At 74.9% G+C, this 22304-nt stretch carries 14 protein-coding genes; 8 read left to right on the top strand and 6 right to left on the bottom strand.

The features are described 5' to 3' along the window. Positions 1-21 precede the first annotated feature (21 nt). From IE109_RS19140 to sbnB, 5 genes are all read left to right on the top strand, one after another. Entirely contained in the window at positions 22-2286 is a 2265-nt protein-coding gene (locus IE109_RS19140; protein ID WP_189552127.1) for a pyridoxal-phosphate dependent enzyme, read from the top strand. 86 nt (positions 2287-2372) lie between these two features. Next, complete coding sequence (locus IE109_RS19135; RefSeq protein WP_189552126.1) at positions 2373-3536, top strand: hypothetical protein; 1164 nt, start codon at positions 2373-2375, stop codon at positions 3534-3536. Next, positions 3533-4843: an ATP-grasp domain-containing protein gene (locus IE109_RS19130; protein ID WP_189552125.1), complete on the top strand. Its 1311-nt coding sequence runs from the start codon at positions 3533-3535 to the stop codon at positions 4841-4843. Before IE109_RS19135 ends, IE109_RS19130 begins: the two co-directional genes overlap by 4 nt. After that, positions 4840-6207: a dipeptidase gene (locus IE109_RS19125; RefSeq protein WP_189552124.1), complete on the top strand. Its 1368-nt coding sequence runs from the start codon at positions 4840-4842 to the stop codon at positions 6205-6207. The genes IE109_RS19130 and IE109_RS19125 overlap by 4 nt, the downstream gene beginning before the upstream one ends. Positions 6208-6260: 53 nt before the next feature. Then, the gene (gene sbnB / locus IE109_RS19120; RefSeq protein ID WP_189552123.1) at positions 6261-7286 is read left to right on the top strand and encodes a 2,3-diaminopropionate biosynthesis protein SbnB; all 1026 of its coding nucleotides are present in this window, start codon (positions 6261-6263) and stop codon (positions 7284-7286) included. Positions 7287-7435: 149 nt separating this feature from the next. On the opposite strand, the gene IE109_RS19115 is transcribed toward sbnB, so the two are convergent. The 6 genes from IE109_RS19115 to IE109_RS34045 form a co-directional block, all read right to left on the bottom strand. Continuing rightward, positions 7436-9319: an ABC transporter ATP-binding protein gene (locus tag IE109_RS19115; protein ID WP_189552122.1), complete on the bottom strand. Its 1884-nt coding sequence runs from the start codon at positions 9317-9319 to the stop codon at positions 7436-7438. Next, entirely contained in the window at positions 9316-11013 is a 1698-nt protein-coding gene (locus IE109_RS19110) for an ABC transporter transmembrane domain-containing protein (RefSeq protein ID WP_189552121.1), read from the bottom strand. The genes IE109_RS19115 and IE109_RS19110 overlap by 4 nt, the downstream gene beginning before the upstream one ends. Next, a complete protein-coding gene (locus IE109_RS19105) occupies positions 11010-12590 on the bottom strand; it encodes an AMP-binding protein (protein WP_189552120.1) in 1581 nt (526 codons plus the stop codon). Before IE109_RS19105 ends, IE109_RS19110 begins: the two co-directional genes overlap by 4 nt. A gap of 34 nt (positions 12591-12624) precedes the next feature. Further along, a complete protein-coding gene (locus tag IE109_RS19100; RefSeq protein ID WP_229891246.1) occupies positions 12625-14523 on the bottom strand; it encodes a condensation domain-containing protein in 1899 nt (632 codons plus the stop codon). Next, complete coding sequence (locus IE109_RS19095) at positions 14520-16253, bottom strand: carbamoyltransferase family protein (RefSeq protein ID WP_189552119.1); 1734 nt, start codon at positions 16251-16253, stop codon at positions 14520-14522. Before IE109_RS19095 ends, IE109_RS19100 begins: the two co-directional genes overlap by 4 nt. 69 nt (positions 16254-16322) lie before the next feature. Further along, positions 16323-17075 carry an XRE family transcriptional regulator gene (locus tag IE109_RS34045; RefSeq protein WP_373297731.1) on the bottom strand — a complete coding sequence of 251 codons (753 nt, stop codon included), beginning with the start codon at positions 17073-17075 and terminating at the stop codon, positions 16323-16325. A 477-nt stretch (positions 17076-17552) separates the two neighbouring features. Between IE109_RS34045 and IE109_RS19085 the strand changes: the two genes are divergently transcribed. The 3 genes from IE109_RS19085 to IE109_RS19075 are packed head-to-tail and all read left to right on the top strand — an operon-like array spanning position 17553 to position 22163. Further along, on the top strand, positions 17553-18986 hold the full coding sequence (locus IE109_RS19085; protein ID WP_189552118.1) for a KamA family radical SAM protein: 1434 nt from the start codon (positions 17553-17555) through the stop codon (positions 18984-18986). A gap of 19 nt (positions 18987-19005) precedes the next feature. After that, positions 19006-20169 carry a capreomycidine synthase gene (gene vioD / locus IE109_RS19080; protein ID WP_229891244.1) on the top strand — a complete coding sequence of 388 codons (1164 nt, stop codon included), beginning with the start codon at positions 19006-19008 and terminating at the stop codon, positions 20167-20169. 5 nt (positions 20170-20174) lie between these two features. Then, a complete protein-coding gene (locus IE109_RS19075; protein WP_229891242.1) occupies positions 20175-22163 on the top strand; it encodes an amino acid adenylation domain-containing protein in 1989 nt (662 codons plus the stop codon). Positions 22164-22304 lie beyond the last annotated feature (141 nt).

Raw genomic sequence — 22304 nt, 5'->3', positions numbered from 1 at the left:
CTCCCCACAACGGATGTGAACATGCCCTACCAGAGCATCGTCGACGCGATCGGCCACACCCCGCTGGTCAGACTCGTCATGGACCCCGGCCTCCCCGACTCGGTCGAGGTCTACGCCAAGCTGGAGCTGCAGAACCTGTACGGGATGAAGGACCGGGTCGCCCGGCACTCCATCCTGGAGGCCCGCAGGACCGGCGAACTCGCCGAGGGCGCTCCCATCATCGAGAGCTCGTCGGGCACGATGGCCCTGGGGGTCGCCCTGGTCGGCGCCCGCCTGGGTCACCCCGTGCACATCGTCACCGACCCCCGTATCGACCCCACCACGCACGCCAAACTGCGGGCGCTGGGCTGCCGGGTGCACGTGGTCGGGGCCATGACCGGCGCCGGCTGGCAGAGCGCGCGGCTGGAGCGGCTGGAGGAGCTGATCCGCGAGCTGCCCGGCGCGTTCTGGCCCCGCCAGTACAGCAACCCGGACAACCCGGGCGCCTACCGCTTCCTGGCCGACGAGATCCTCGCCGACCTGGGCTCCGTGGACGTGCTCGTCGGGTCCGTCGGCAGTGGGGGTTCGCTGTCCGGATCGGCGCGCGCCCTGCGCCGGTCCCTGCCGGGTCTGCGGGTGGTCGCCGTCGACTGCGTCGGCAGCGTGGTCTTCGGCCAGCCGGACAACCCCGGCCGGCTCCAGGGCGGTCTGGGCAACAGCCTGATCCCGGCCAACCTCGACCGGGGCCTCGTCGACGAGATCCACTGGCTCAACGACCGCGAGGCGTTCGAGGCCACCCGGGACCTCGCCCGCGAACAGCAGATCTTCGCCGGGAACACCTCCGGCTCGGTGTACCGGGTGCTGCACGACGTGGCCCGCCGGGCGGCCCCCGGCACGCGGATCGTCGGCATCTTCCCCGACCGGGGCGACCGGTACGCCGACAACGTCTACAGCGACGCGTACTGGGCCGAGCGCTCCCTGGCCGCACTGCCCTCGGCGGCCGAACCGGCCGAGGTCTCCCCCGGCACGGAGGTCGCCACCTGGTCGTACGCCGTCCAGCGGCCCGCCGCGCGGCGGCCGCGCACCCTCCTGTTCGTGGAGGCCAACACCTCCGGCACCGGGGTCCTCGCCCTCGAACTGGCCCGCCGGCTGGACCTGGAGCCGGTCCTGCTGACGGACGCGCCCGAGCGGTACGCGGGCGCGCCGGAGACCGGGTGCGAGATCGTGCGCTGTGACACGTCCACGGAGCGCGCGCTCCGGGAGGCGATCAGCGGGCGCTTCCCCCGCGACCGGATCGCCGGCATCACCACGACCAGCGACTTCTACGTCCCGGTGGTGTCCCGTCTGGCCGAGTGGCTGGGCCTGCCCGGCAACCCGCCGCGGGCCACGGCGGCGGCCCGCAACAAGGCGACGGCCCGGGGGCTGCTGGAGGCCGCGGGCGTGGGACAGCCCGGGTACGCCGTCGTCCGCTCCGCCGCCGAGGTCGCGGAGGCGGTCGACCGGGTCGGACTGCCCTGCGTGGTCAAGCCGGCCGACGACTCCGGGTCCAACGACGTGCTGCTGTGCCGGTCCCGCGCCGAGGTGCTCGCGCACGTGGAGCGCGTCCTGGCCGTCGAGGTCAACGTCCGGGGCCTGCCGACCGCGCGTACCGCCCTGCTGGAGGAGTACGTCGAGGGCCCCGAGTACAGCGTCGAGATGTTCAGCACCGGCGCGGTGCACGTGTGCGTGGGCATCACCGCCAAGACGGTCTCGGAGGGTCCCCACTTCGTCGAGCGGCAGCACGTCTTCCCCGCCCCGCTCGCCGAGGCGGACGCGGACGCGCTGCGCGCGACCACCGCCGCCGCGCTCGCGGCGCTGGGCATCGAGACCGGTCCCACCCACACCGAGGTGCGGCTGTCGGCGCGCGGGCCGCTCGTCGTGGAGGTCAACCCCCGCCTGGCCGGCGGCATGATTCCCGAGCTGATCCGGCTCGCGACCGGCGTGGAGCTGCTGGAGCAGCAGTTGCGCGCGGCGTGCGGGCTGGCTCCCGAGCTGGACGCCGTCCGGGACGCCGCCGCCGGCATCCGGTTCCTGGCCGCCGACGGGGACGGGGTCCTCGCCTCGGTCGACGGCGTGGACGAGGCGCGGCGGGTGCCCGGCGTGGAGCAGCTCCGGATCACCGCGGCGGCGGGCCGTGCGGTGCGGGCGCCGCGGAACGCCTACGACCGGCTCGGTCACGTGATCGCCGCGGGCGACGCGCAGGAGAGCGTGCTCAAGAGCCTGGACGAGGCCGGACGGCTGCTGGCCGTGCGGGTGGCCGGGTCATGACGGCCGGACGCGGGCCCGAGACGCATCGATTCCCGAGGAGATCCGTGGCGCAGGAAACCCCCACCCCCGTCGGCATATCGGCTTCCATGGAACAGCTGAGACGGGAGTACGCCGAGCGGTTCCCGGACTGGACCCAGCAGTTGATCACGCTCTTCTCCGGCAAGGCCGCGCCCGGACAGAAGGCTCCGGGCTGGATCACACCGCCGCTGGTCAACTGGTTCCTGACGCTTTTTCAGCTGGTGGCGGCCGTCCTCGGCAGTGTGTACGCCGTACGGCTCCTGGGCTGGTACGCCGCCGCCGTCCTGCCGGTCACCTGGCTGGTGACGGTCAACGCCGTCCGCAAGCTCCAGGTGACGTGGAGCCACCACGCCGTCCACAAGGAGGTGTCGGGGAACAGGCGCGTCGACAAGGTGGTCCAGGTGGTGTCCAGCGCCATCAGCCTCACCTCGAACTACGAGGACATCTTCGAGGACCACATCCGCAACCACCACAACCGCAAGGTCTTCACCACGATCAAGGACCCGGACTCGGGGTTCCTGATGTACCTCGGCTTCCGGCCCGGCAGGCCCATGGCCGAGTTGCGCCGTACGCTGTACCGCACACCGTTCTCGCCCCGGCTGCACCTGCCCTTCGTCACCTTCCGCATCCGTACCAACTTCCTGACCGCGACCTGGACCAGACGCGTCGCCTCGACCGTCTGGGTGGCCTTCCTGGTGCTGCTCGGACTGCTGATGGACGGTGTGGAGTTCTCGGTGGCGTTCCTCGTGCCGTGGCTGGTCCTGTTCCACTGGGCCGCCCTGTTCCAGACGATCTCGGAGCATCCGTGGATGGCGTTCGACGGGGCCCCGGCCGGCCGCGCCGACTACGTCGCGCGCTGCTGGGCCCGGTTCTGTCTGGAGCCGCTGCCCGCCCGCGGGCTGCCGGCCGCCCGGAGCGCGCTGCAGTGGGGCCGGTGGCTCGCCAGGATGGTGTGCGTCCAGACGCCCGCCCGGTTCGGGGTCCTGGTCTCGGACCTGCCGGCGCACGACCTGCACCACGTCGTCCCGGCCGACCACGCGTGGCACTACGCGTTCTGGCACCGGCAGGCGCACATCGACGAAGGGCACGAGAGCCGCATGGAGGAGCGCGAACTCACCATCGGCCAGGCCGTGGAGTACGTTCTGGGCGGCATCAGCCTCTCGCCCCTGGCGGCCTCCTCCCCCACGCGGGGTGCTTCCGCCCGGGATCTTCCCGAGCGGGAGACCCGATGAGCTTCCGGCAGCTCACCGTCCTCATGCGTGACCAGCACAAGGAGACACCCATGCCCCACACCCCACCGGCCGCGCCCCAGCGGCTGCTGGTGATCGAGCCCATGTCCTCGGGGCTGACCCTGCTCGGCGCCGCCCGCGACCTCGGCCTGGAGACCGTGGTCTTCTCCCACGACGCCGCCGACCGCGTGGTGCCCGCCGCCGCCCGGGGCGAGATCGACACCTTCGTGGTCGTGGACACCAACGACCCGGACGCGCTGGCGGAGGCCGCCGCCGGGGTCCACGCGCGGACCCCGCTGGACGGCGTGGTGTCGGGCTCCGAGTTCTACGTGGACGCCGCCGCCCGGCTGGCCCACCTGCTGGGCCTCCCCGGCCAGCCCGTCGAGACCGCCGAAGCCGTCCGGGACAAGACCCTGATGCGCGCGGTGCTGGCCAAGGCGGGCCTCCGGGTGCCCCGGTACGCCGAGGTGGCCGGCGTCGACGACCTCGACGCCGCCGCCCGCGCCGTCGGCTTCCCGTGCGTCCTGAAGCCGGCGGCCGGATCCGGGTCCATCCAGGTCAGCCGGGTCGAGGACCGCGCGGGGCTGGAGTCCGCCTACCGCGTCCTCGCCGACCACGCCGACTTCGTCTTCGACCAGCCGGAGGACGGCCGCGCGCTGGTGGAGCAGTACCTCGTGGGGCCCGAGTTCTCCGTCGAGGGGTACGTGGACCGGGGCCGGGTCACCATCGTCTCGGTCACCCGCAAACTGCTGGGCGCCGAGCCGTATTTCGTGGAGCTGGGCCACGTGGTGCGGGCCGACCTCGCACCGGAGGTCCGGGAGGCGATCGAGGAGTACACCTCGGCCGTCGTGACGTGCCTGGGCATCGCCCTGGGCCCCTTCCACGCGGAGCTCCGCCTCACCGACGAGGGGCCCGTGCTCATCGAGGTGGGTGCCCGCCTCGCGGGCGACCGCATCGCCGAGCTGATCCACCTCGCCACGGGCGTCTCGCTGCGTCACGTCATGGTCGCCTCGCACGTCGGGCTCGACCCCGAGGCGGTCTGGCCCCGGGCCCGGCCCGTCGCGCCGTACGCCGCGGTGCACTTCTTCACCGCGCCCGGCCTCACCACCCTCGGCCGGATCGACGGGGTGGACGCGCTCGCGCGCCACCCCCGGGTGACCGAGGTGCGCATGTACCTCGGGCCGGGGGACCCCGTGCCGGAGGCCCGCGACCTGCGCTGCCGCCTGGGACACGTCATCTTCACCGCCGACTCGGCGGAGCACGAGGCCGAACTGCGCGCCCTGGCGGCCTCGGCCGTCCGCTTCTCATGAGCCCGCGGGCCCTGGCCGACGCCGTACAGGCCCTGATGCCCCTGGCCCGCCGGGAGCTGGCCGAACTCGTCGCGTTCCGCTCGGTGGCCGACGCCTCGCTCTTCCCGGCGAGCGAGTGCGAGGCCGCCGCCCGGTGGATCGCGCGGGCGCTGTCCGCCCTGGACTTCACCGGCGTCCGCCTGCTGGAGACCCCGGACGGCAGCAAGGCCGTGTGGGGCGAGCTGCCCGCACCGGCCGGGTCGCCGACCGTGCTGCTGTACGCGCACTACGACGTACAGCCGCCGATCGACGAGGCCGCCTGGGCGACGGACCCGTTCCGGCTCACCGAGGTCGGGGAACGCTGGTACGGGCGCGGCGCCGCCGACTGCAAGGGCAACGTCCTGATGCACCTCACGGCGCTGCGGGCGCTGGCGGAGGTCCACGGGGGCATGCCGCCGGTGCACGTGAAGTTCGTCGCCGAGGGATCCGAGGAACAGGGCACCGGGGGCCTCGAACGCTACGCCGAGCGGCACCCCGAGCTGCTGGCGGCGGACGCCGTCGTGATCGCCGACACCGGCAACACGGCCGTCGGCACCCCGACCCTCACCACGTCGCTGCGCGGCATGGTCACGGTGGAGGTGCGCACCCGCACCCTCGCCGCGAACGTCCACTCGGGCAGCTTCGGCGGGGCGGCCCCGGACGCGCTCGTCGCGCTGATCCGGGTGCTCGACAGCCTGTACGACGAGGACGGCGGCACGGTCGTCGACGGTCTGGACACCGGCCGGACGTGGGCGGGAGCCCCCTACCCGGCCGACCGGTTCCGCGAGGACGCCGAGGTGCTCCCGGCGGTGCCGCTCACCGGCGGCGGCGAGCCGGCCGACCTGGTGTGGGCGCGGCCCGCCGCGACCGTCCTGGGCATCGACTGCCCCGGCGTGTCCGGCGCCACCTCCACCGTCCAGGCGCGGGCCCGCGCCCTGGTGAGTCTGCGGGTGCCGCCCGGCACGCCCGCCGTCGACGCCCGGGAGGCGCTGGCCCGCCACCTGGAGGCGGCGGACGCCTGCGGCGCGGAGGTCACCGTCGACCGGCTCGGCGCCTGGGAGCCGTTCGAGGCGGCCACCGGCGGGCCGGCCCACCGCGCCATGCGCACCGCCATGAGGGACGTCTTCGGGACGGAGCCCGCGTACACCGGGCAGGGCGGGTCGATCCCCGTCTGCGTCACCCTCGCGGACCTCCATCCGGACGCCGAGTTCCTGCTGCTCGGCGTGCAGGACCCGTCCTCGCGCATCCACTCCGTCGACGAGAGCGTCGACCCCACTCTGCTCGCCCGCATGGCCACCGCCGAAGCGCTGTTCCTGCGGCGCCTCGCGGACCGGAGCGCGGGCTGAGCGACCGACCACCGGACCACCGACCCACCCCATCACCCTTTTCTGGAGTTCCCATGTCCGCAGCACCCCGTTTCTCCGTCATCGGCGGAGCCACGGTGAACGAGATCCTCGACGGCGACCCGCAGGCGGTCGTCGACGTCGTACGCCGCGCCTACCTGACCCACGGTGAGCAGCAGACCGTCAACCCGCCCAGCTACTTCCTGCGCTTCCCCGACCGCCCCGACTCCCGGATCATCGCCCTGCCGGCGGCGCTCGGCGGGGAGTTCGGGGTCGACGGCATCAAGTGGATCTCCAGCTTCCCGGCGAACATCGCCAGCGGCCTGCCCCGCGCCTCCGCCGTGCTGATCCTGAACGACCACGAGACCGGCTACCCCTTCGCCTGCCTCGAGAGCTCGATCATCAGCGCCACGCGGACCGCCGCCTCCGCCGCGTTCGCCGCCGCGCAGCTGCACACCGACCGCGACCGGCCCCGCAGCGTGTCCTTCGTGGGCACCGGCCTGATCGCCCGGTACATCGAGAAGTACCTGGCCGCGACGGGCTGGGAGTTCGACACGATCACCATCCACGACACCAGCGCCGAGTACGCCGAGTCCTTCCGCGGTTACCTGACCGGCCTGGGCCGCCCCGGGCGGATCACGGTGGCGCCGGGCGCCGAGGAGGCCGTCCGCGCCTCCGACCTGATCGTCTTCGCGACCACGGCCGGCACCCCGCACGTGCACGACCTCGACTGGTTCGCCCACAACCCGACGGTCCTGCACGTCTCGCTGCGCGACCTGTCGCCGGAGATCATCCTCAACTCCACCAACGTCGTGGACGACGTGGAGCACTGCCTCAAGGCCGACACCTCCCCGCACCTGGCCGAGCAGCTCTGCGGCCACCGGGACTTCATCGACGGCACGCTGTACGACGTGATGAACGGCAAGGTGCGGCCGTCCGCCGACCGGCCGGTGATCTTCTCCCCGTTCGGTCTCGGAGTGCTCGACCTCGCGGTCGGCGTCACGGTGTACCAGGAGGCCCTGCGGCGCGGGCTGGCCACCCCGGTCGACAACTTCTTCCACGACCTCAGCCGTTACGCGTGACGGCGGCGGCCGGACGGCACCGCGTCCGGCCGCCCGCGCGGTGGGCGTGACGCGGCGCCGGGGCGGTCACCGTGCCGCTCCCAAGACGGAGGGCGGCACCCCCGGGTTCCCGGGGGTGCCGCCCTCCGGCGTCACGGGAGCGCCGCGTGTCACCTGGCTCCGTCGCCGCCCCCGCGTTCGGTGAGCCCGGCCGCCCCCGGGTCCCGGGCCGCCTGCCAGGAGTGCCACAGGGAGGCGTACGCGCCGTCGGCCCCGAGGAGTTCCTCGTGGCCGCCGAGCTCGACGATCCGGCCGCGGTCCATGACGGCGATGCGGTCGGCGTCCCGTACCGAGTCCAGGCGGTGGACGATGGAGATGACCGTACGGCCCTCGATCAGCGCCGCGAGCGAGCGCTCGACCCGGCGCGAGGCGGTGGAGTCGAGCAGCGCCGTGGCCTCGTCCAGGACCAGCGCGTGCGGATCGGACAGCAGCAGCCGGGCCAGCGCCAGCTGCTGGGCCTCCGAGGGCGACACCGAGGCGGCGCCCGGGCCGATCTCGCTGTCGAGGCCGTCGGGGAGGGCGCGCGCCCAGCCCGTCAGCAGGACGGTGTCCAGCGCCTCCCACAGCCGCTCGTCCGGCGGGGTCTCGTCGCGCGCCAGGGTGAGGTTGTCCCGCACCGTGCCGGTGAACACGTGCTGCTCCTGGGTCACGAGCACGATCTCGCGCCGCAGTTGTTCCACCGGCAGGGTGCCGATCTCGGCGCCGCCGATGCGCACGGTCCCCCGCGTCGGGTGGTGCACGCCGGCCAGCAGTTTGCCGAGGGTGGACTTGCCCGCCCCGGAGGCGCCGACCACGACCAGGCGTTCGCCGGGGGCGATGTCGAGGTCGACGCCGGACAGGACCTCGCGGCCGGGGCCGTAGCCGAAGCCGACGCCCTCCAGCCGGATGGCGTGGCCCTCGGTGGCCGCGGGCGGCCTCGGCTCCTCGCGCGGCAGCCGGTCCACACCCAGGATCCGGCGCAGCGCGGCGTTCCCGATCTGGAGTTCGTCGGTCCAGGTCAGCAGGTCGTTGAGGGGTTCGCCGAGCGCCTGCACGTACAGCACCACCGCGGTCAGCTCGCCCAGTCCCACCTCCCCGCGCTGGTAGGCGAGGCCGCCGATCAGCAGGGTCAGCGCCATCGGCACCATGGTGGCGAGGTCCAGGCTGGGGAACCAGACGGTCTGGAGCCATGTGGTGCGCTGCCGGGTGCGGACGACCTGGTCGACGGCCGCGCCGTGGCGCTCCACCTGGCGGGGGCCGAGCCCGAGGGCCTCGACGGTGGCGGCGCCGCGCGCCGTCTCGTGCGTGACGGCCAGGACGTCGGCCTCCTGGGCGAGCAGCCGCTCGTACGCGCGCGTGGCGCGCGGCCGGTACCACCAGGTCGACAGGGCGGCGAACGGTACGCCGGCCAGCAGCCCGAGCGCGAGCAGGGGTGAGGTGAGCAGGATCGCCGCGACGGTGAACACCAGCGTGACGGCGGCCAGCGCGATGCGGGGGACGGCCTGCCGGATGCTCTCGTTGAGCCGGTCGGCGTCGGTGGTGGCGCGGCTGAGGAGGTCGCCGGTGCCGACGCTCTCCACCTCCGACAGCGGCAGCCGGAGGACCCGGCGGACGAAGTCCTCCCGGGTACGGGCCAGGACGCGTTCGCCGAGCAGGGTGGCCTGGGTGCGGGCCGCGCGGGCCAGGAGCGCGTGGCCGAGCAGGATCGCGACGAAGACCAGGGCGAGCAGGTCGACCCGGCCGGTGGTGGTGCCGGCCTTGACGGACTCGACCAGGTGGCCGAGGAGCCGGGGGCCGACGAGGCCGGCCACCAGGGCGGCGGCGAACAGCGTGAACGTGAGGAGCAGCCGGGGGGCCTCGCCCCGGAGGAAGGCACCGGTCCAGGCGCGGACGTCGGCCCGGTCGGCCAGGGGCAGCCGCCCGGGCCGGCCGGGGGCGCCGCCGGGCGCGGGGGCGGCCGGCGGGGCCGGGTCCGCCCCGGTGGTGGTGGAGTCCTGGGTGGGGGTCGTCGTCACGAGGGCACTCCTGCGGAGCGGTCGGGGCTGCCGGGGACGCGGTCCGGGCCGGGGCGGGCCTCTCGGTCGGCGACGCCGCGCCACAGCGGGCTGTCGCTGAACACGACGGTGGTCCGCCCGGCACGCAACGCGGCCACCCGTTCGACCACCCGGGCCTCGGTGTGGGCGTCGACGGAGGAGGTCGGGTCCTCCAGCACCAGGACGTCGGGGGCCGCGAGCAGGGCCCGGGCGAGGACGAGCCGCTGGCGCTGGCCGCCCGACAGGGCCCGGCCGCCCTCGTCCACGTGGGTGTCGAGTCCGGCGGGCAGGGCCTCGACCACGTCGGCGGCGTCGGCGGCGAACAGGGCGCGGTCCAGCTCCCGCGGGGAGCGGTCGGCGCGCGCGGCCAGCTCCTCCCGCAGCGTCCCGCTGAACAGGGTGTCGGCCGGCCCGGACCGCAGTACCCGCGACCGCAGTTCGGCCAGGTCGACCCGGTCCAGCGGGACGCCGCCGAGCAGGACGGCCGGGGTGCCGTCGCGGGGGCCGCCGGGGCGGGTGAACCGGTCGGCGAGGTCCCCGGTGCGGTCGGCGGGGGTGACGACCACGGTGAGCCGCCCGGCCTCGGCGGTGACCCCGGTGTGCGGGTCCGCCAGGGACAGCGGTCCCGGGGGCAGCGGCCGGGGGTGCGCGGGCTGGGTGTCGTCCGGCGTGAGCCGCAGCAGGGCGCAGACCCGGCCGGCGGCGACCTTGGCCAGGCTCAGGGTCTCCGCGGCCTCGGTCGCGGTGCTCACCGGCAGGGTGAGGAAGGCGGACGCGCCGTAGAACGCGATCAGTTCACCGGCGGTGATGGTGCCCTGGAGGGCGAGGCGGGCGCCGAGCCAGACGATGCCGACGGTGACGAGGCCGGGGAGGAGGACGCCCGCCGCCTGGAGCCACGCCTCCATCCGGCCGGCCGACTCGCCGGCGCGACGCACGTCCTGGCTGGTGCGGCGGAAGCGCTCGGCGAAGCCGGCCTCGCCACCGATGCCGCGCAGGATGCGCAGCCCGGCGACGATGTCGCCCGCCTGGGAGGTGGCGACGCCCATGTGTTCGCGCTGGGCCTCGTCGCGTTCCTGCAACGGCCGCAGCAGCGGCCCGATGCCGAGGACCGCGGCCGGGACACCGATGAGCACGGCGAGTCCGAGGACGGGCGAGGTGGCGGTGAGGGCGACGGCCACGAGTACGGCGGCGACCACCGCGCCGACGGTGCGGCCGACGACCTCGAAGGCGTTGCCGATGCTCTCGACGTCGGCGGCGGCCGAGGCGGCCACGTCGCCGGAGCGGGCCTTGTCGCGCAGGGTGGCGCCCAGCCGGACGACGTGCCGCATCAGGACGCGGTGGGTGTACGACAGGGCGTGCGCCTCGGCGCCCACGGCGGCCTGGATCAGGCCGGCGCCGGCGGCTGCCTGGAGGACGCCGAGGCCGAGGGCGAGCAGCGACCAGAGGAGGAGGCCGGCCTGGTCGCCGCCGGGCCGGCCGGCCTCGTCGATGGCCCGTCCGATGACGAGCGGGACGAGCGCCAGCGGGACCATCCAGGCGGTGCCGAGCACGGCGCCGAGGACCAGTGGCCAGGGCCGGACCCGTACCAGCCACCACAGGTAGCGCCAGGGGCCGCGGGTGTCCGCCTCGGGCAGGGCGGCGGGGGCGACCGAGCGGTCGAAGAGCCGGTTGGTCACAGGTACCGGTCCCGGGTGGCGGCGCGGTCGACCTTGCCGGTGCGGGTGTGCACCAGCTCGGGGACCGCGACGATCCGGTCGGGGACGAGGTGGGGCGGGACCGTCGCGCGCAACCGTGCCCGCAGCGCGCCCGTCCCGTCCACGGCACCGCCGTCAGGGGCGGGGCCGGGCGCCGGGGCGGGGCCGGGCGCCGGGGCGGTGCCGGCCGGGGCGACGACCACGAAGGCGACCAGGGCGGTGTGCTCGCCCTTGGCGTGGGGCGCGGCGGCGACCGCGGTCACGCCCGGGAGGCGGCCGATGGCCTCCTCGACGTCCAGCAGGTCCACCCGGTGGCCGCGGATCTTGACCTGGTGGTCGGCGCGGCCGTGGAAGACGAGGGTGCCGTCGGCGGCCTCGTGGACGAGGTCACCGGTGCGGTACCAGCGGGCGGGGCCGCCGCCGAGGTCCGCCTCGACGAAGCGGGCGGCGGTGCGCCCGGGGTCGTCGAGGTACCCGGTGGCGAGCTGGGGGCCGGCCACGAACAGCTCGCCGGGGCCGTCGGGCGCCTCCGGGCGGGGCACCACGGCCTGCCGTACCGAGGGCAGCGGCCGGCCGATCGGGACGCCCTCGGGGAAGAGGCCGCCGGCGCCCGGGGGTTCGGCGCCGGCGGCCTCGGCTCCCGGGCCGGCGAGCACGGCGCTGTGGGTGACGAGCGCGGTCTCGGTCGATCCGTACGTGTTGAGCAGCCGGACGCCGTCGGCGCCGAGCCGGTGCCAGCGCTCCAGCATGTCCGCGCGGACGGCCTCCCCGCCGATGACGAAGGTCTCCAGGTCGCCGGGGAGCTTCCGGCCGGTCTCCAGCAGGTGGCCGGTGTAGATGTGCCAGTAGTCGACGGGCAGGTTGACCAGGGTGACCTCGTGCTCGGTGAGGACCCGGTCCAGGTCCGCCTCGGCGTCCCCGTCGAGGACGACCATCCCGCCCGCCAGCAGTGGTGGCAGGATCTCCTCCAGGCTGGTGTCGCCGTCCACGCGGGTGAAGTTCAGCGACACGGTGTCGGGGCCGACCCCGTACAGCTCGCGCAGCGGGGGCAGTACGGCGTGCAGCGCGCCGTGCGGGACCGCCACGGCCTTGGGGGCGCCGGTGGAACCCGAGGTGAACAGCACGTAGGCGGGATCGCCCGCGCGGACGGGCCGGCCGCCGTCCCTGACCGGGCCGCGGGAGGGACCCCAGTGGGGGCGCAGGACGCGGTCGACGGCCGGCAGCCGGTCGGTCTCGGCGGTGACGATCAGCTCCCGGCAGCCAAGGGCACGCAGGGCCGCGTCCGCGCGGTCGCCGGCCTCGCCGGGCACCACCACATAGCCGCGGCCGGCCGCGAGGGTGCCGAGGATCGCGGCGATGTCGCGGACGCTGTGGTGGGCGACGACGGCCACGGGCGGGTGCGGCCCCGGTGTGCGGGTGGTGACCAGATCGGCCACCACCCCTGCCCAGGCCGCCAGTTGGCCGTATCCGACGGTCATTCCGTTGTCGATGACCGCCGGCCGCTCCGGGTGCGAGCGGGCGACGGCGAAGAAGGGGTCGAGCACGCTGGGCAGGGTCATGGCAGGGCGTCTTCTCTGTCCGTCCGTGAGGTGTTCAGTTGCTCGGTGCCCCGGCCACGCCGGGCTCCGCGGCCCCGGTGTCCGGCGGTCCGTCCGGCCCCAGCGCGTCCAGGAGTGCGGTGAGGGCGGCCCGGTGGCGGGCGGCGAGGCCGCGTACGGTGGCCTCGTCGTGCAGGGCCGCGGCGTACCACCACTCGGCCCGCAGCACCTCGTCGTCGGTGGTGGCGATCACCTCGATCAGGTGGGGCCGCGTCCAGTGCGGGGCGGTGATGTCTCCCACGGGCTCCGGTGCCACGTCCGGCAGGAGGGTGCGCAGCGGCAGGGCGTCGCCGTCGCCGCCCTCGAAGTCGAAGGAGATGTCGCTCGGCGGGGCGGCGCGCAGGGCGGCCGAGATGCGCGGACGGCCGTGGCGGCCGAGCGCGCCGAACCCCACTCCCCCGCCGGGCAGGGCCGCCAGGTGCCCGACGGTCCGCGCGAGCCGTTCGGCCGCGGTGCCCGGTGCCAGGTCCAGGCGGACGGGCACGGTGGTGGTGAACCAGCCGGTGGTACGGGCGAGATGGGAGTCGCCGACGGCCTCCTCGCGCCCGTGCCGCAGCACGTCCACCCGGACCGCCGGCTCGTCGAGCCACCCGGCCAGCACCTCGCCCAGGGCGTGGAGGACCAGGTCGCCCGGGTGGGCGCGGTGGGCGCGGGCCGCCGCGTGGAGGCGGGCGGTGAGCCGCGGGGGGAACTCCTCGTGGTGGGTCGCGGCCGTGGCGGCGGTGTTCACGGCCCTCGGGTCGGGGACGGCGTGGTCCAGCGGGACGGTCGCGGGGGTGCGGACCACGTCCGTCCACCACTCGGCCTCCGCCTCGGCCTCGGGGGTGCGGGCGTGGGCGGCGAGCGCCTGGGCCCACACGGGGTACGGGGTGCCCTCGGCGCACCAGAGGTCGCGGCGGCCGGCCTCGAGTGCCGTGTACAACTCCTCCAGGTCCTCCAGGAGGACGGACCACGAGACCATGTCGCAGGCGAGCTGGTGGAGGACGATCAGCAGCCGCCCCGGCCGGGCCGGGCCCGCGTCGAAGCGGACGAACCGGGCGACGGGTCCGGTCAGCGGGTCGAGGGCGCGCTGTTCGACGGCGCAGCGCAGGGTGACCGCCTCCGACAGGTCGGCGTCGGCCAGTTCGGAGATGTCCACCGTGTCGAGCACCGGGCCGAGGGCCTCGTCGGGCGGGCCGTCGGGGGAGATCGGCGTCACCAGTTGCCGGGGCCGCCGTGCCGGGCGCGTCTCCACGGCCAGGCGCAGCGACGCGTGGCCGGCGACCAGGCGGCGTACGGCCTCGGCGAACAGCCCGCCGTCGATCCCCGGCCGGGTGAGGAACAGCAGCGCCTGGTTCCAGTGGCCGCGGTGCCCGGTCTGCTCCTCCCACGCCTGTTCCTGCGGAGGGGTGAGTACGACCGGGTCGTGGCCGGCGCCGGCCGGTGCGGCGTCGACGGTACGGCGCCGGGCGGCCCGGTCGGCGACCAGCGCGGCCAGGCGGGCGGCTGTCATCCCGGGGACGGCCAGCTCACGCAGTTGCACCCGGACGCCGAAGGCGGCCTCGACGCGGCGGGCGGTGCGGATGAGGTCGAGGGAGTCGACGCCGAGTTCGGACAGCGGGGCCGACAGGTCGGCCTCCGGCGCGAGTACGGTGTCGGCGAGCCAGACGTCCAGCCGGGCTCGCACCTCCTCGACGGCCGGACCGGCCTGATCGTCCCGGTCGTCGTGCGCGGCTTCGGTCCGACCGGCCGGATCGGTCCGCGCGGCCCGGTCGTCGGGGCCGGTCCGGCCGGACGGGCCGGCGTGGCCGGTGTGTCCCGTCCGGCCGGACGGCGGGTCCGCCGGGGTACCGACGTCGGCGGCCGGACCGGGGACCGGTCCGGGGGCGGAGTGGGGGCGGGGCGGGGCGGTCATGCGCCGGCCTCCCCCACGGCGCCGCCGGGGCGGCGGACCAGGAACGGCCCGAGGGCCAGGGCGTCCATCGGCAGCCGGTGGAAGGTGGCGAGGGCGTCGCGCGGGCTGCAGACGACCGGTTCGTCACGGCCGTTGAAGGACGTGTTCAGGACCACGGCGGTGCCGGTGTGCTCGCCGACCCGCCCGATCAGCCGGTGGTAGAGGGGGTCGACCTCGGCGGAGACGGTCTGCGGCCGGGTGGTGCGGTCGCTGTGGACCACGGCGGGCATGGCGGCGGCGCCCGCGTCCGTGACCGGAGTGGTGACGATCATGTACGGAAGCGGGGTGGTCGTCCCGATCAGCGTCTCGGCGGCCTCCTCCTGCATGCTCGGGGCGAACGGCCGCCACGCCTCGCGGTCCTTGATGCGGACGTTGACCCGGTCGCGGGTCCCCTCGGGGTTCGGCACGGCCACCATGCTGCGGTGGCCGAGGGCACGGGGGCCGCCCTCGGCCCGCCCCTGGAACCAGCCGGCGACCCCGCCCCCGGCCAGGACGTCCGCGGTCGCGGCGGCGATGTCCGCGGGCTCGGTGTAGGCGGTGCCGGACGCCTCCAGGACCCGCCGGATCTCGTCCGGGGTCCACTGCGGGCCCCAGGCCACCGAGCCCCGCATGGGCCGGATGCGGTCCCCCTCCTCGGCCGCGACCCGGACCGCCGCGCCGAGGGAGACGCCCTGGTCGCCGGCGAGGGGCTGGACGAAGAGGTCCCGGACCTCGGGCATCCGCATGAGCTTGCCGTTGAGGGTGGCGTTGAAGCCGACGCCGCCGGCGACCAGGAGCGTGGTCTCGCCGCTCTCCTTGAGCAGGGTGCGTACGAGGGTCATGACCGCGCGCTCCAGGGCCGCCTGGGCCGTGGCGGCGATGTCGCGGTACTCGAACGGGTCCCGGTCGGTGACCCTGGTGTAGCGGCCCACGCGGGGGTCGAAGCGGCGCGTGGAGCGGTTGGGGGCCTCCGGCAGCGCCTTCTCGAGGTGCTCCAGCCAGAGCCGTATGGTGGCCGTCTCCTCGTCGGTGCTGCCGGTGGAGCGCAGGTCGGGCGGGACGACGCCGATGGTGAAGCCGTCGTCCGTGAAGTCGAGGGCGCCGCCGAAGGAGAGGTCCTGGGGGGTGCCGTACGAGGCGAGGCCCATCATCTTGCCCGCCGCGTCGGACCCGAGGCCGGCGTACTCGCACACCGCGGCGTAGAAGTAGCCCAGCGACCAGCCGGGCGTGAAGCTGCGCAGGGTCTTGATCTCGCCGTCGATGCCGACGGCGAGCGTGGTGCTCACGTCCTCGCCCTGGCCGTCCAGGACGAGGATCGCGCCCCGGTCCCGCCCGGAGAGGTAGTACGCGCTGGCGGCGTGGGCGACGTGGTGGTCGACGAACGTCAGCCGCGGGTCGCGGGTGCGCGGGAACAGCGCCTTGGGCAGCAGGTGTTCCAGGGTCTCGGCGTCGTCGGCGAACCAGTCCAGGCCCCGGTCCGCGAAGAGCTTGGGCATGTCCCAGCCGTGGGCGACGACGTCGATGTCGTCCAGGGTGAGGCCGCCCTCCGCGAGGCAGTGGGCGGCGGCGTTGAGGGGCGCCTCTCCGTAGGCGTGCTTGTTCCGGGTGAAGCGTTCCTCCTCGGCCAGGGCGATGACTTCGCCGTCCACGACGAGGCAGGCAGCACCATCGTGGCTGGCCCCGGGCCAGCCGTTGACTCCGAGCACACGCATGGTCAGTCCCCAAAGGTCGGTCGGGATCATCCGGTGCACCCCGCGCCTCGTGGGCGCGGGGTGCACCGGTCACGCCGACCGATCTTGTCGATCCGCCGGGTTGTACACGACCTTCGACGTTGTGCGGAGATCCGCGGCGAAGATCGCGGACGCCGCCTTGAGCACCTCGTTCGCGCGCCGCAGCTCCTCCACCTCACCGCGCAGCCTGCGCAGTTCGGCCCGCTCCTCGCCGGTCAGCTCGTCCGTCGCGGGGTCACGCGCGGAGGCGCGGGACGCCGGGTCGGCGGGCCCCGCCGTGCCGTGGCCGGGATCGCGGCCCCCGCCCTGGGCACGGTGCCACCCGGGGTCGCGGTCCGGCGCGGGGGCGTGATCCGGCGTCCGGTCGGGGCCGCGATCCGCTCCCTCCGCCCGGCCGGGCCGTTGCGCGGGGCCGCGTCCTGTCGCCCGGCCGGGCCGTTGTGCGCGGCCGTCCCCGGGATCGGCGACCCGGTCGCCGTCGTGGTCGTGCTGGCGTTCCCGAGCGGATTGCCGGGGGCCGTGGGCCGGCCGGGGACGGGCGGAGCGAGGAGGCTCCCGCTCCGCTCCGCCCGGCCGGCCCGGTCTCCGCGCGCCGAGCGCTTCCAGTTCGCCGCTGACGGAGTGCCAGCGGCGCGACCACACGTCCACGTCACCGCCGCACGCGGTCACATAGGCGAGGGTCACCTTCAACGACGGTTTGTGCAGTCCCCGCGCGGCCTCGGCGAGGGTGGCCACGGAGTAGTGCGCCCGTTTGGCCATCGTGCGGTACGAGGGGTTCCCGGCCCGCTTCCGTAAGGTGCGCAAGTCGTGGGCGAACGCCTCCAGTGGTCCTGCGGTCGGGTCCAGTAACCGCTCTGGCCTGGGCATACTTCCCCCTGGTACTCGGTTGTCTCAACGAAGCGCGGTCCTCCGCGGGCCGGACAACCGTGGTCAGCGGCGTCCGGTCCCGACGGCACGATCAGCCGGAGACCGCCGGCGTCCGAGAAGGAGGCCGGCGCACCGGATCTGCGGACATTGGTACATGCCAGAGACATACACATCAACTCATCAACTAATAATTCAGGCCAGCCACCGAGCCGGTCACCCGGGCCGCGGGCGCTGCCCACTCCCCTCCTCCTACCCAGGCCCGTCCCTTCCGCTTACCGCCGCACGGCTCCGAGTTGTACAGGGGCACTCGCGGTTTGCGCCCCGTACAACTTCCCCTCGTGTACAACCCCTCACGCTCTGCAAGATCGACGGCAGGCGATACGGCCGAAACCGATGGGATTGGGTGACGGGTCGGTGGAAACAGCACGCAGCCAGACGGAATCAGCAGCAGCACTGGAAGGTGTCTACGAGTACCGCAGCCGTCCGCTCGTGGAGCCCGACTGGCGGCGCCTGCCCGGGTGGCGCGACGTCACCGCCGCCGAGTGGGCGGACCCGCAGTGGCAACGCGCCCACTGCGTGAAGGACGCCAAGGGGCTGCGCGCGGTCATGGGCAACCTGCTGGACGAGGGTTTCTACGAGGACTGGGAGCAGGACCGGCTGCACCGCGCGACGATGTCGGTGCTGCTGCCGCCCCACATGGTCAACACCATGGCTCCGGAGGCGGCAGGCTCCCGGCCGGGCGAACTGACCAAGGCGTTCTACGACGACCCGGTACGCCGCTACATGCTTCCGGTCTTCTCCGACCGGCACCCGCGCTGGCCCTCGCACCCGATGGCCAGCCGCGACTCCCTGCACGAGCAGGACATGTGGGTGGTGGAGGGGCTGACGCACCGGTACCCGACCAAGGTGCTGGCGGAGTTGCTGTCGACCTGCCCGCAGTACTGCGGGCACTGCACACGGATGGACCTGGTGGGCAACTCCACGCCCCAGGTGGTCAAGAACAAGCTCCAGCTGAAACCGGGTGACCGGGCCGACCGCATCCTGGAACACCTGCGCGTCTCCCCCGGCATCCGGGACGTGGTGGTCTCCGGCGGCGACCTGGCCAACATGCCCTGGCCGCGCCTGGAGCGGTTCATCGGCGGCCTGCTGGACATCGAGTCGATCCGGGACATCCGGCTGGCGAGCAAGGGACTGGTCGGCCTGCCGCAGCACTGGCGCTCCGGCCCGGTGCTGGAGGGCGTCGCACGGGTCGCGGCACGCGCCAGGTCCCAAGGGGTGCGGATCGCGCTGCACACCCACGCCAACGCCGCCCAGCAGATCACCCCGGCGGTGGCGGAGGCCTCCTGGGCCCTGCTGGGCGCGGGGCTGCACGACGTGCGCAACCAGGGCGTGCTGATGCGCGGGGTCAACGACAGCGCGCACGACCTGCTCGATCTGTGCTTCGCGCTCACCGACCACGCGGGCATCACGCCGTACTACTTCTACATGTGCGACATGATCCCCAACGCCGAGCACTGGCGGGTGCCGCTGCACCGGGCCCAGCTGATCCAGCGTCAGATCATGGGCTACCTCCCCGGCTTCGCCACGCCCCGCATCGTGTGCGACGTGCCGATGGCCGGCAAGCGCTGGGTGGACCAGTGCGACACCTACGACCGCGAGCTCGGCATCTCGCACTGGAGCAAGAGCTATCTGACCCCGCTGGAGGCGGCGGACCCGGAGGCCCGCGGCGGTTCGTACCACTACTACGACCCCATCGACACGCTTCCGCTCGCCGGACAGCGGTGGTGGTGGGAGACCCAGCGGGGCGACTCCCACCGAGGCACCTCCGAGACCACCCGTGAAGGGTAGAAGGGACAGTCGCACCACCATGAGCAGTCTGCGTCCACCGCGTGAGGACCCCCCGGTGCTGGAGGAGTGGTACCGCCGGCACCTGGGCCCCGACATCCACGACATCAGCTCCAGCGGCGTCCACCCGTACACCTTCGCCGAGATACGCGAGCGGTGCGGCATCACGGCCGGGGAGCTGGACGCCGTCGTCATGGACGACAGCGTCTCCCAGGGCGGGGCGGGCATCCGGCAGGCGATCGCCGACCGGTACGCGGGCGGCGACGCCGACCGGGTCCTGGTCACCCACGGCTCCAGCGAGGCCATCGCGCTCACCCTGGGCACGCTGCTGGGCACCGGGGACCGGGTGGTCGTCCAGGAGGGCATCTACCACTCGCTGGGCCACTACCCGAGGGCGGCGGGCTGCGAGCTCGCCGAGCTGCCGGCCGCGGCCGTGCGCGAGGGCGGGATCGACGAGGACGTGCTGGAGGGCCTGGTCACACCGGGGACCACGGCCGTCATCGTCAACTTCCCGCACAACCCCTCCGGGGCCACGCTGTCCCCGCAGGGCCTGAAGGCGCTGACCGAGCGGACCGCCGCCGCCGGCGCGACCCTGGTGTGGGACGCCGCCACCGCGGAGATCGCGCACCGCTGGGACGTCCTCCCGGACCCCGCCGCCACCCCTGGCGACACCATCTCCTACGGCACCTTCTCCAAGACCTTCGGCCTGCCCGGGCTCCGGGTGGGCTGGGCCATCGCGCCACCGGAGCTGATCGAGGCCGTCTTCCCGCTGCGCGACCGGACCACGCTCTTCTTGTCCCCGCTGGTGGAGCTGATCGCCGAGCGGGCGATGCGCCACGCCGACGCGCTGATCGGCACCCGGGCCGCCGAGGCACGGCGCAACCTCGCGTACCTCACGGAGTGGATGGCCGGGCACCGGGACCTGGTGCGCTGGACACCGCCGGAGGGCGGGGTGTGCGCGCTGCCCGTCTTCCGCGAACTGGAGGAGACGGCCGCCGGGCCGGCCGCGGTGGAGCGGTTCTGTCTGGAACTGCTGTCCCGCCACCGCACGCTGCTGGTGCCGGGTACGGCCTTCGGCGCGCCGCACGGCGCCCGGCTCGGCTTCGGCGGCCCCGAGGAGGGCTTCCGGGCCGGGCTCGCGGGGCTGTCGGAGTTCCTCCGCACCCGCGCGGGCGGCACCCGGTGACCGCCATGGACCACGCCGGCACCGACCTGCTCGACCTGTGGGACCTCCGGGTGCGGGAAAATCCCGACGCGCCCGCGCTGGTGACGCCGCGCCGGGTGCTGTCGTACCGGTCGGTGGACCAGCTGACCGACGCCTGGGCCGCTTCCCTGGCCGGGCACGGCGCGCGCCCCGGACGGCTGGTGGGCCTCGCGTTCACCGACCCCGGCCGCACGGTGCTCGGCATGATCGCGGCGCTGAAGGCGGGGTCGGGGTTCACCGTCCTGGACGACCGGCTGCCCGCCGCCGCCCGGGCCTCGCTGGTGCGGCGCACGGAGGCGGCGGTGTGGCTCGGCGACGGCGCCCACGCCCCCGCGTCCGCGTACGTGCCGGCCGAGCCCACCGGTGGCGGCTCCGGTACCGGTACGGACTCCGGCGCCGGGGCCCGCTCAGGACCGGTGGACGTCCCCGGCTCCGCGCTCCGGCGGCCGGCGCGGACGGCGGCCCCCGGCGACACGGCATACGTCCTCTTCACCTCCGGGTCCACCGGGCAGCCCAAGGGCACGGTCGTCGAGCGGGACGCGCTGCGCAGGTTCGCCGTCGCGGTCGCCGAGCGGCTGGAGCTCACCGCCGCGGACCGCTGGCTGCAGGTGGCCTCGCTCGGCTTCGACGTGCTGATCGAGGAGGTGTTCCCCGCGCTCATGGCGGGCGCGGCGGTCGTGTGCAGGGCCGACACGTACGCCCTGGACGCGGAGGAGTTGCACTCCACGATGGCCGGCACCGGTACCACGGTGGTGGAACTGTCCACCCAGTACTGGCTGGAGTACGCCCGCTGGCTCGACGCGCGCGGTCTGACCACCCCGGCGGAGCTGCGGCTCGTGGTGGTGGGCGGCGAGCGCATGGACCCGCGGCCCTACCGGGAGTGGCAGGCCCGCCAGCCGGCCCGGCTGGCCCACGTCTACGGACTGACCGAGTGCACCGTCAGCTCCACCTTCTACACCGGGCTGCTCCCGGCCGGCGCCGAGGAGGTCCCGCTCGGCACGCCGCTGCGGGACGTCGAGATCAGCGTCCGCCGTGACGGACGGCCGGTGCCGCCGGGCGAGTCCGGTGAGATCCACATCGGCGGTCCGCTCCTGGCCCGGGGCTTCCTCGGTGACGAGGCGGCCACCGCCCGCCGGTTCGTACCCGACGCGTGGGCCGCCGTTCCCGGCGCCCGCGTGTACACGACGGGCGACCTGGGGCGGATCGACCCCGACGGGAACCTGGTCTTCCTCGGGCGGCTCGACGACCAGGTGAAGATCCGCGGCCACCGGCTGGAGCCGGCGCGGGTGGAGCGCGCCCTGTGCGAGGACCCGGCCGTGGACCAGGCCGTGGTGTTCCCCGACCCGGGAACGGGAACCGCGCTGTGGGGTTTCACCGTCCCGGCCGACCCCCGGCACGCCCCGCTCCCCGGCGAGGCGGTCCGGGTGACCGGTGCGGAGAGGGACGCGCTGCTGGCACCGCTGGAGGCGGCGCTGCCCGACTGGGCGGTGCCCAGGGTGCTGTACCGGGTGGCCGTCCTGCCGAAGAACCCGCACGGCAAGATCGACAAGCGCCGGCTGAGCGACTGGGCGTCGGGGGCGGCGACGGCGACCGGGTCCACCGGTTCCGTCGGCGCGACCGGTCCGTCCGGCGCGACCACGGCCGGCCGGGCTGCCGGGCCGGGGGGCCAGGCCGGACCTGGGGGCCCGGCCGCCGGACCCGGGGGCCGTGACGAACCGCTGACCACCGTCGTGGACCTCTTCCGCGAGGTCCTGGGCGCGCCGGGGCTCGGGCCCGACGACGACTTCTTCGAGCACGGCGGGCAGTCCCTGCTCGCCATGCGGCTCCTCGCGCGGCTCCGCGAGTCCTTCCCCGCCGCGGCGGGACTGCGGGCGAGCGCCCTGCTCCGCTGTCCGACGCCCCGGCTGCTGGCCGGGTCGCTCGGGGCGAGCGGGGCGGGCGGGGCGGGCCGGCCCCGCCCGGTCGGCCGCTCCTGAGCGACCGCCGCGCGGCCCGCCGCGCGCACCTCCCGCGTCCGGACGCCCTGTCGTACGCGCCTCGTCCGCCCGGACGCCCTGTCACGCGTACCTCCTCGGCGCGGACCTCACGAACCCATCCGCGTCACCCGGCACCACCCG

This window comes from Streptomyces lavendofoliae, assembly GCF_014649735.1.
GTDB lineage: Bacteria > Actinomycetota > Actinomycetes > Streptomycetales > Streptomycetaceae > Streptomyces > Streptomyces lavendofoliae.
This window is presented reverse-complemented; position numbering and strand designations above follow the sequence as displayed.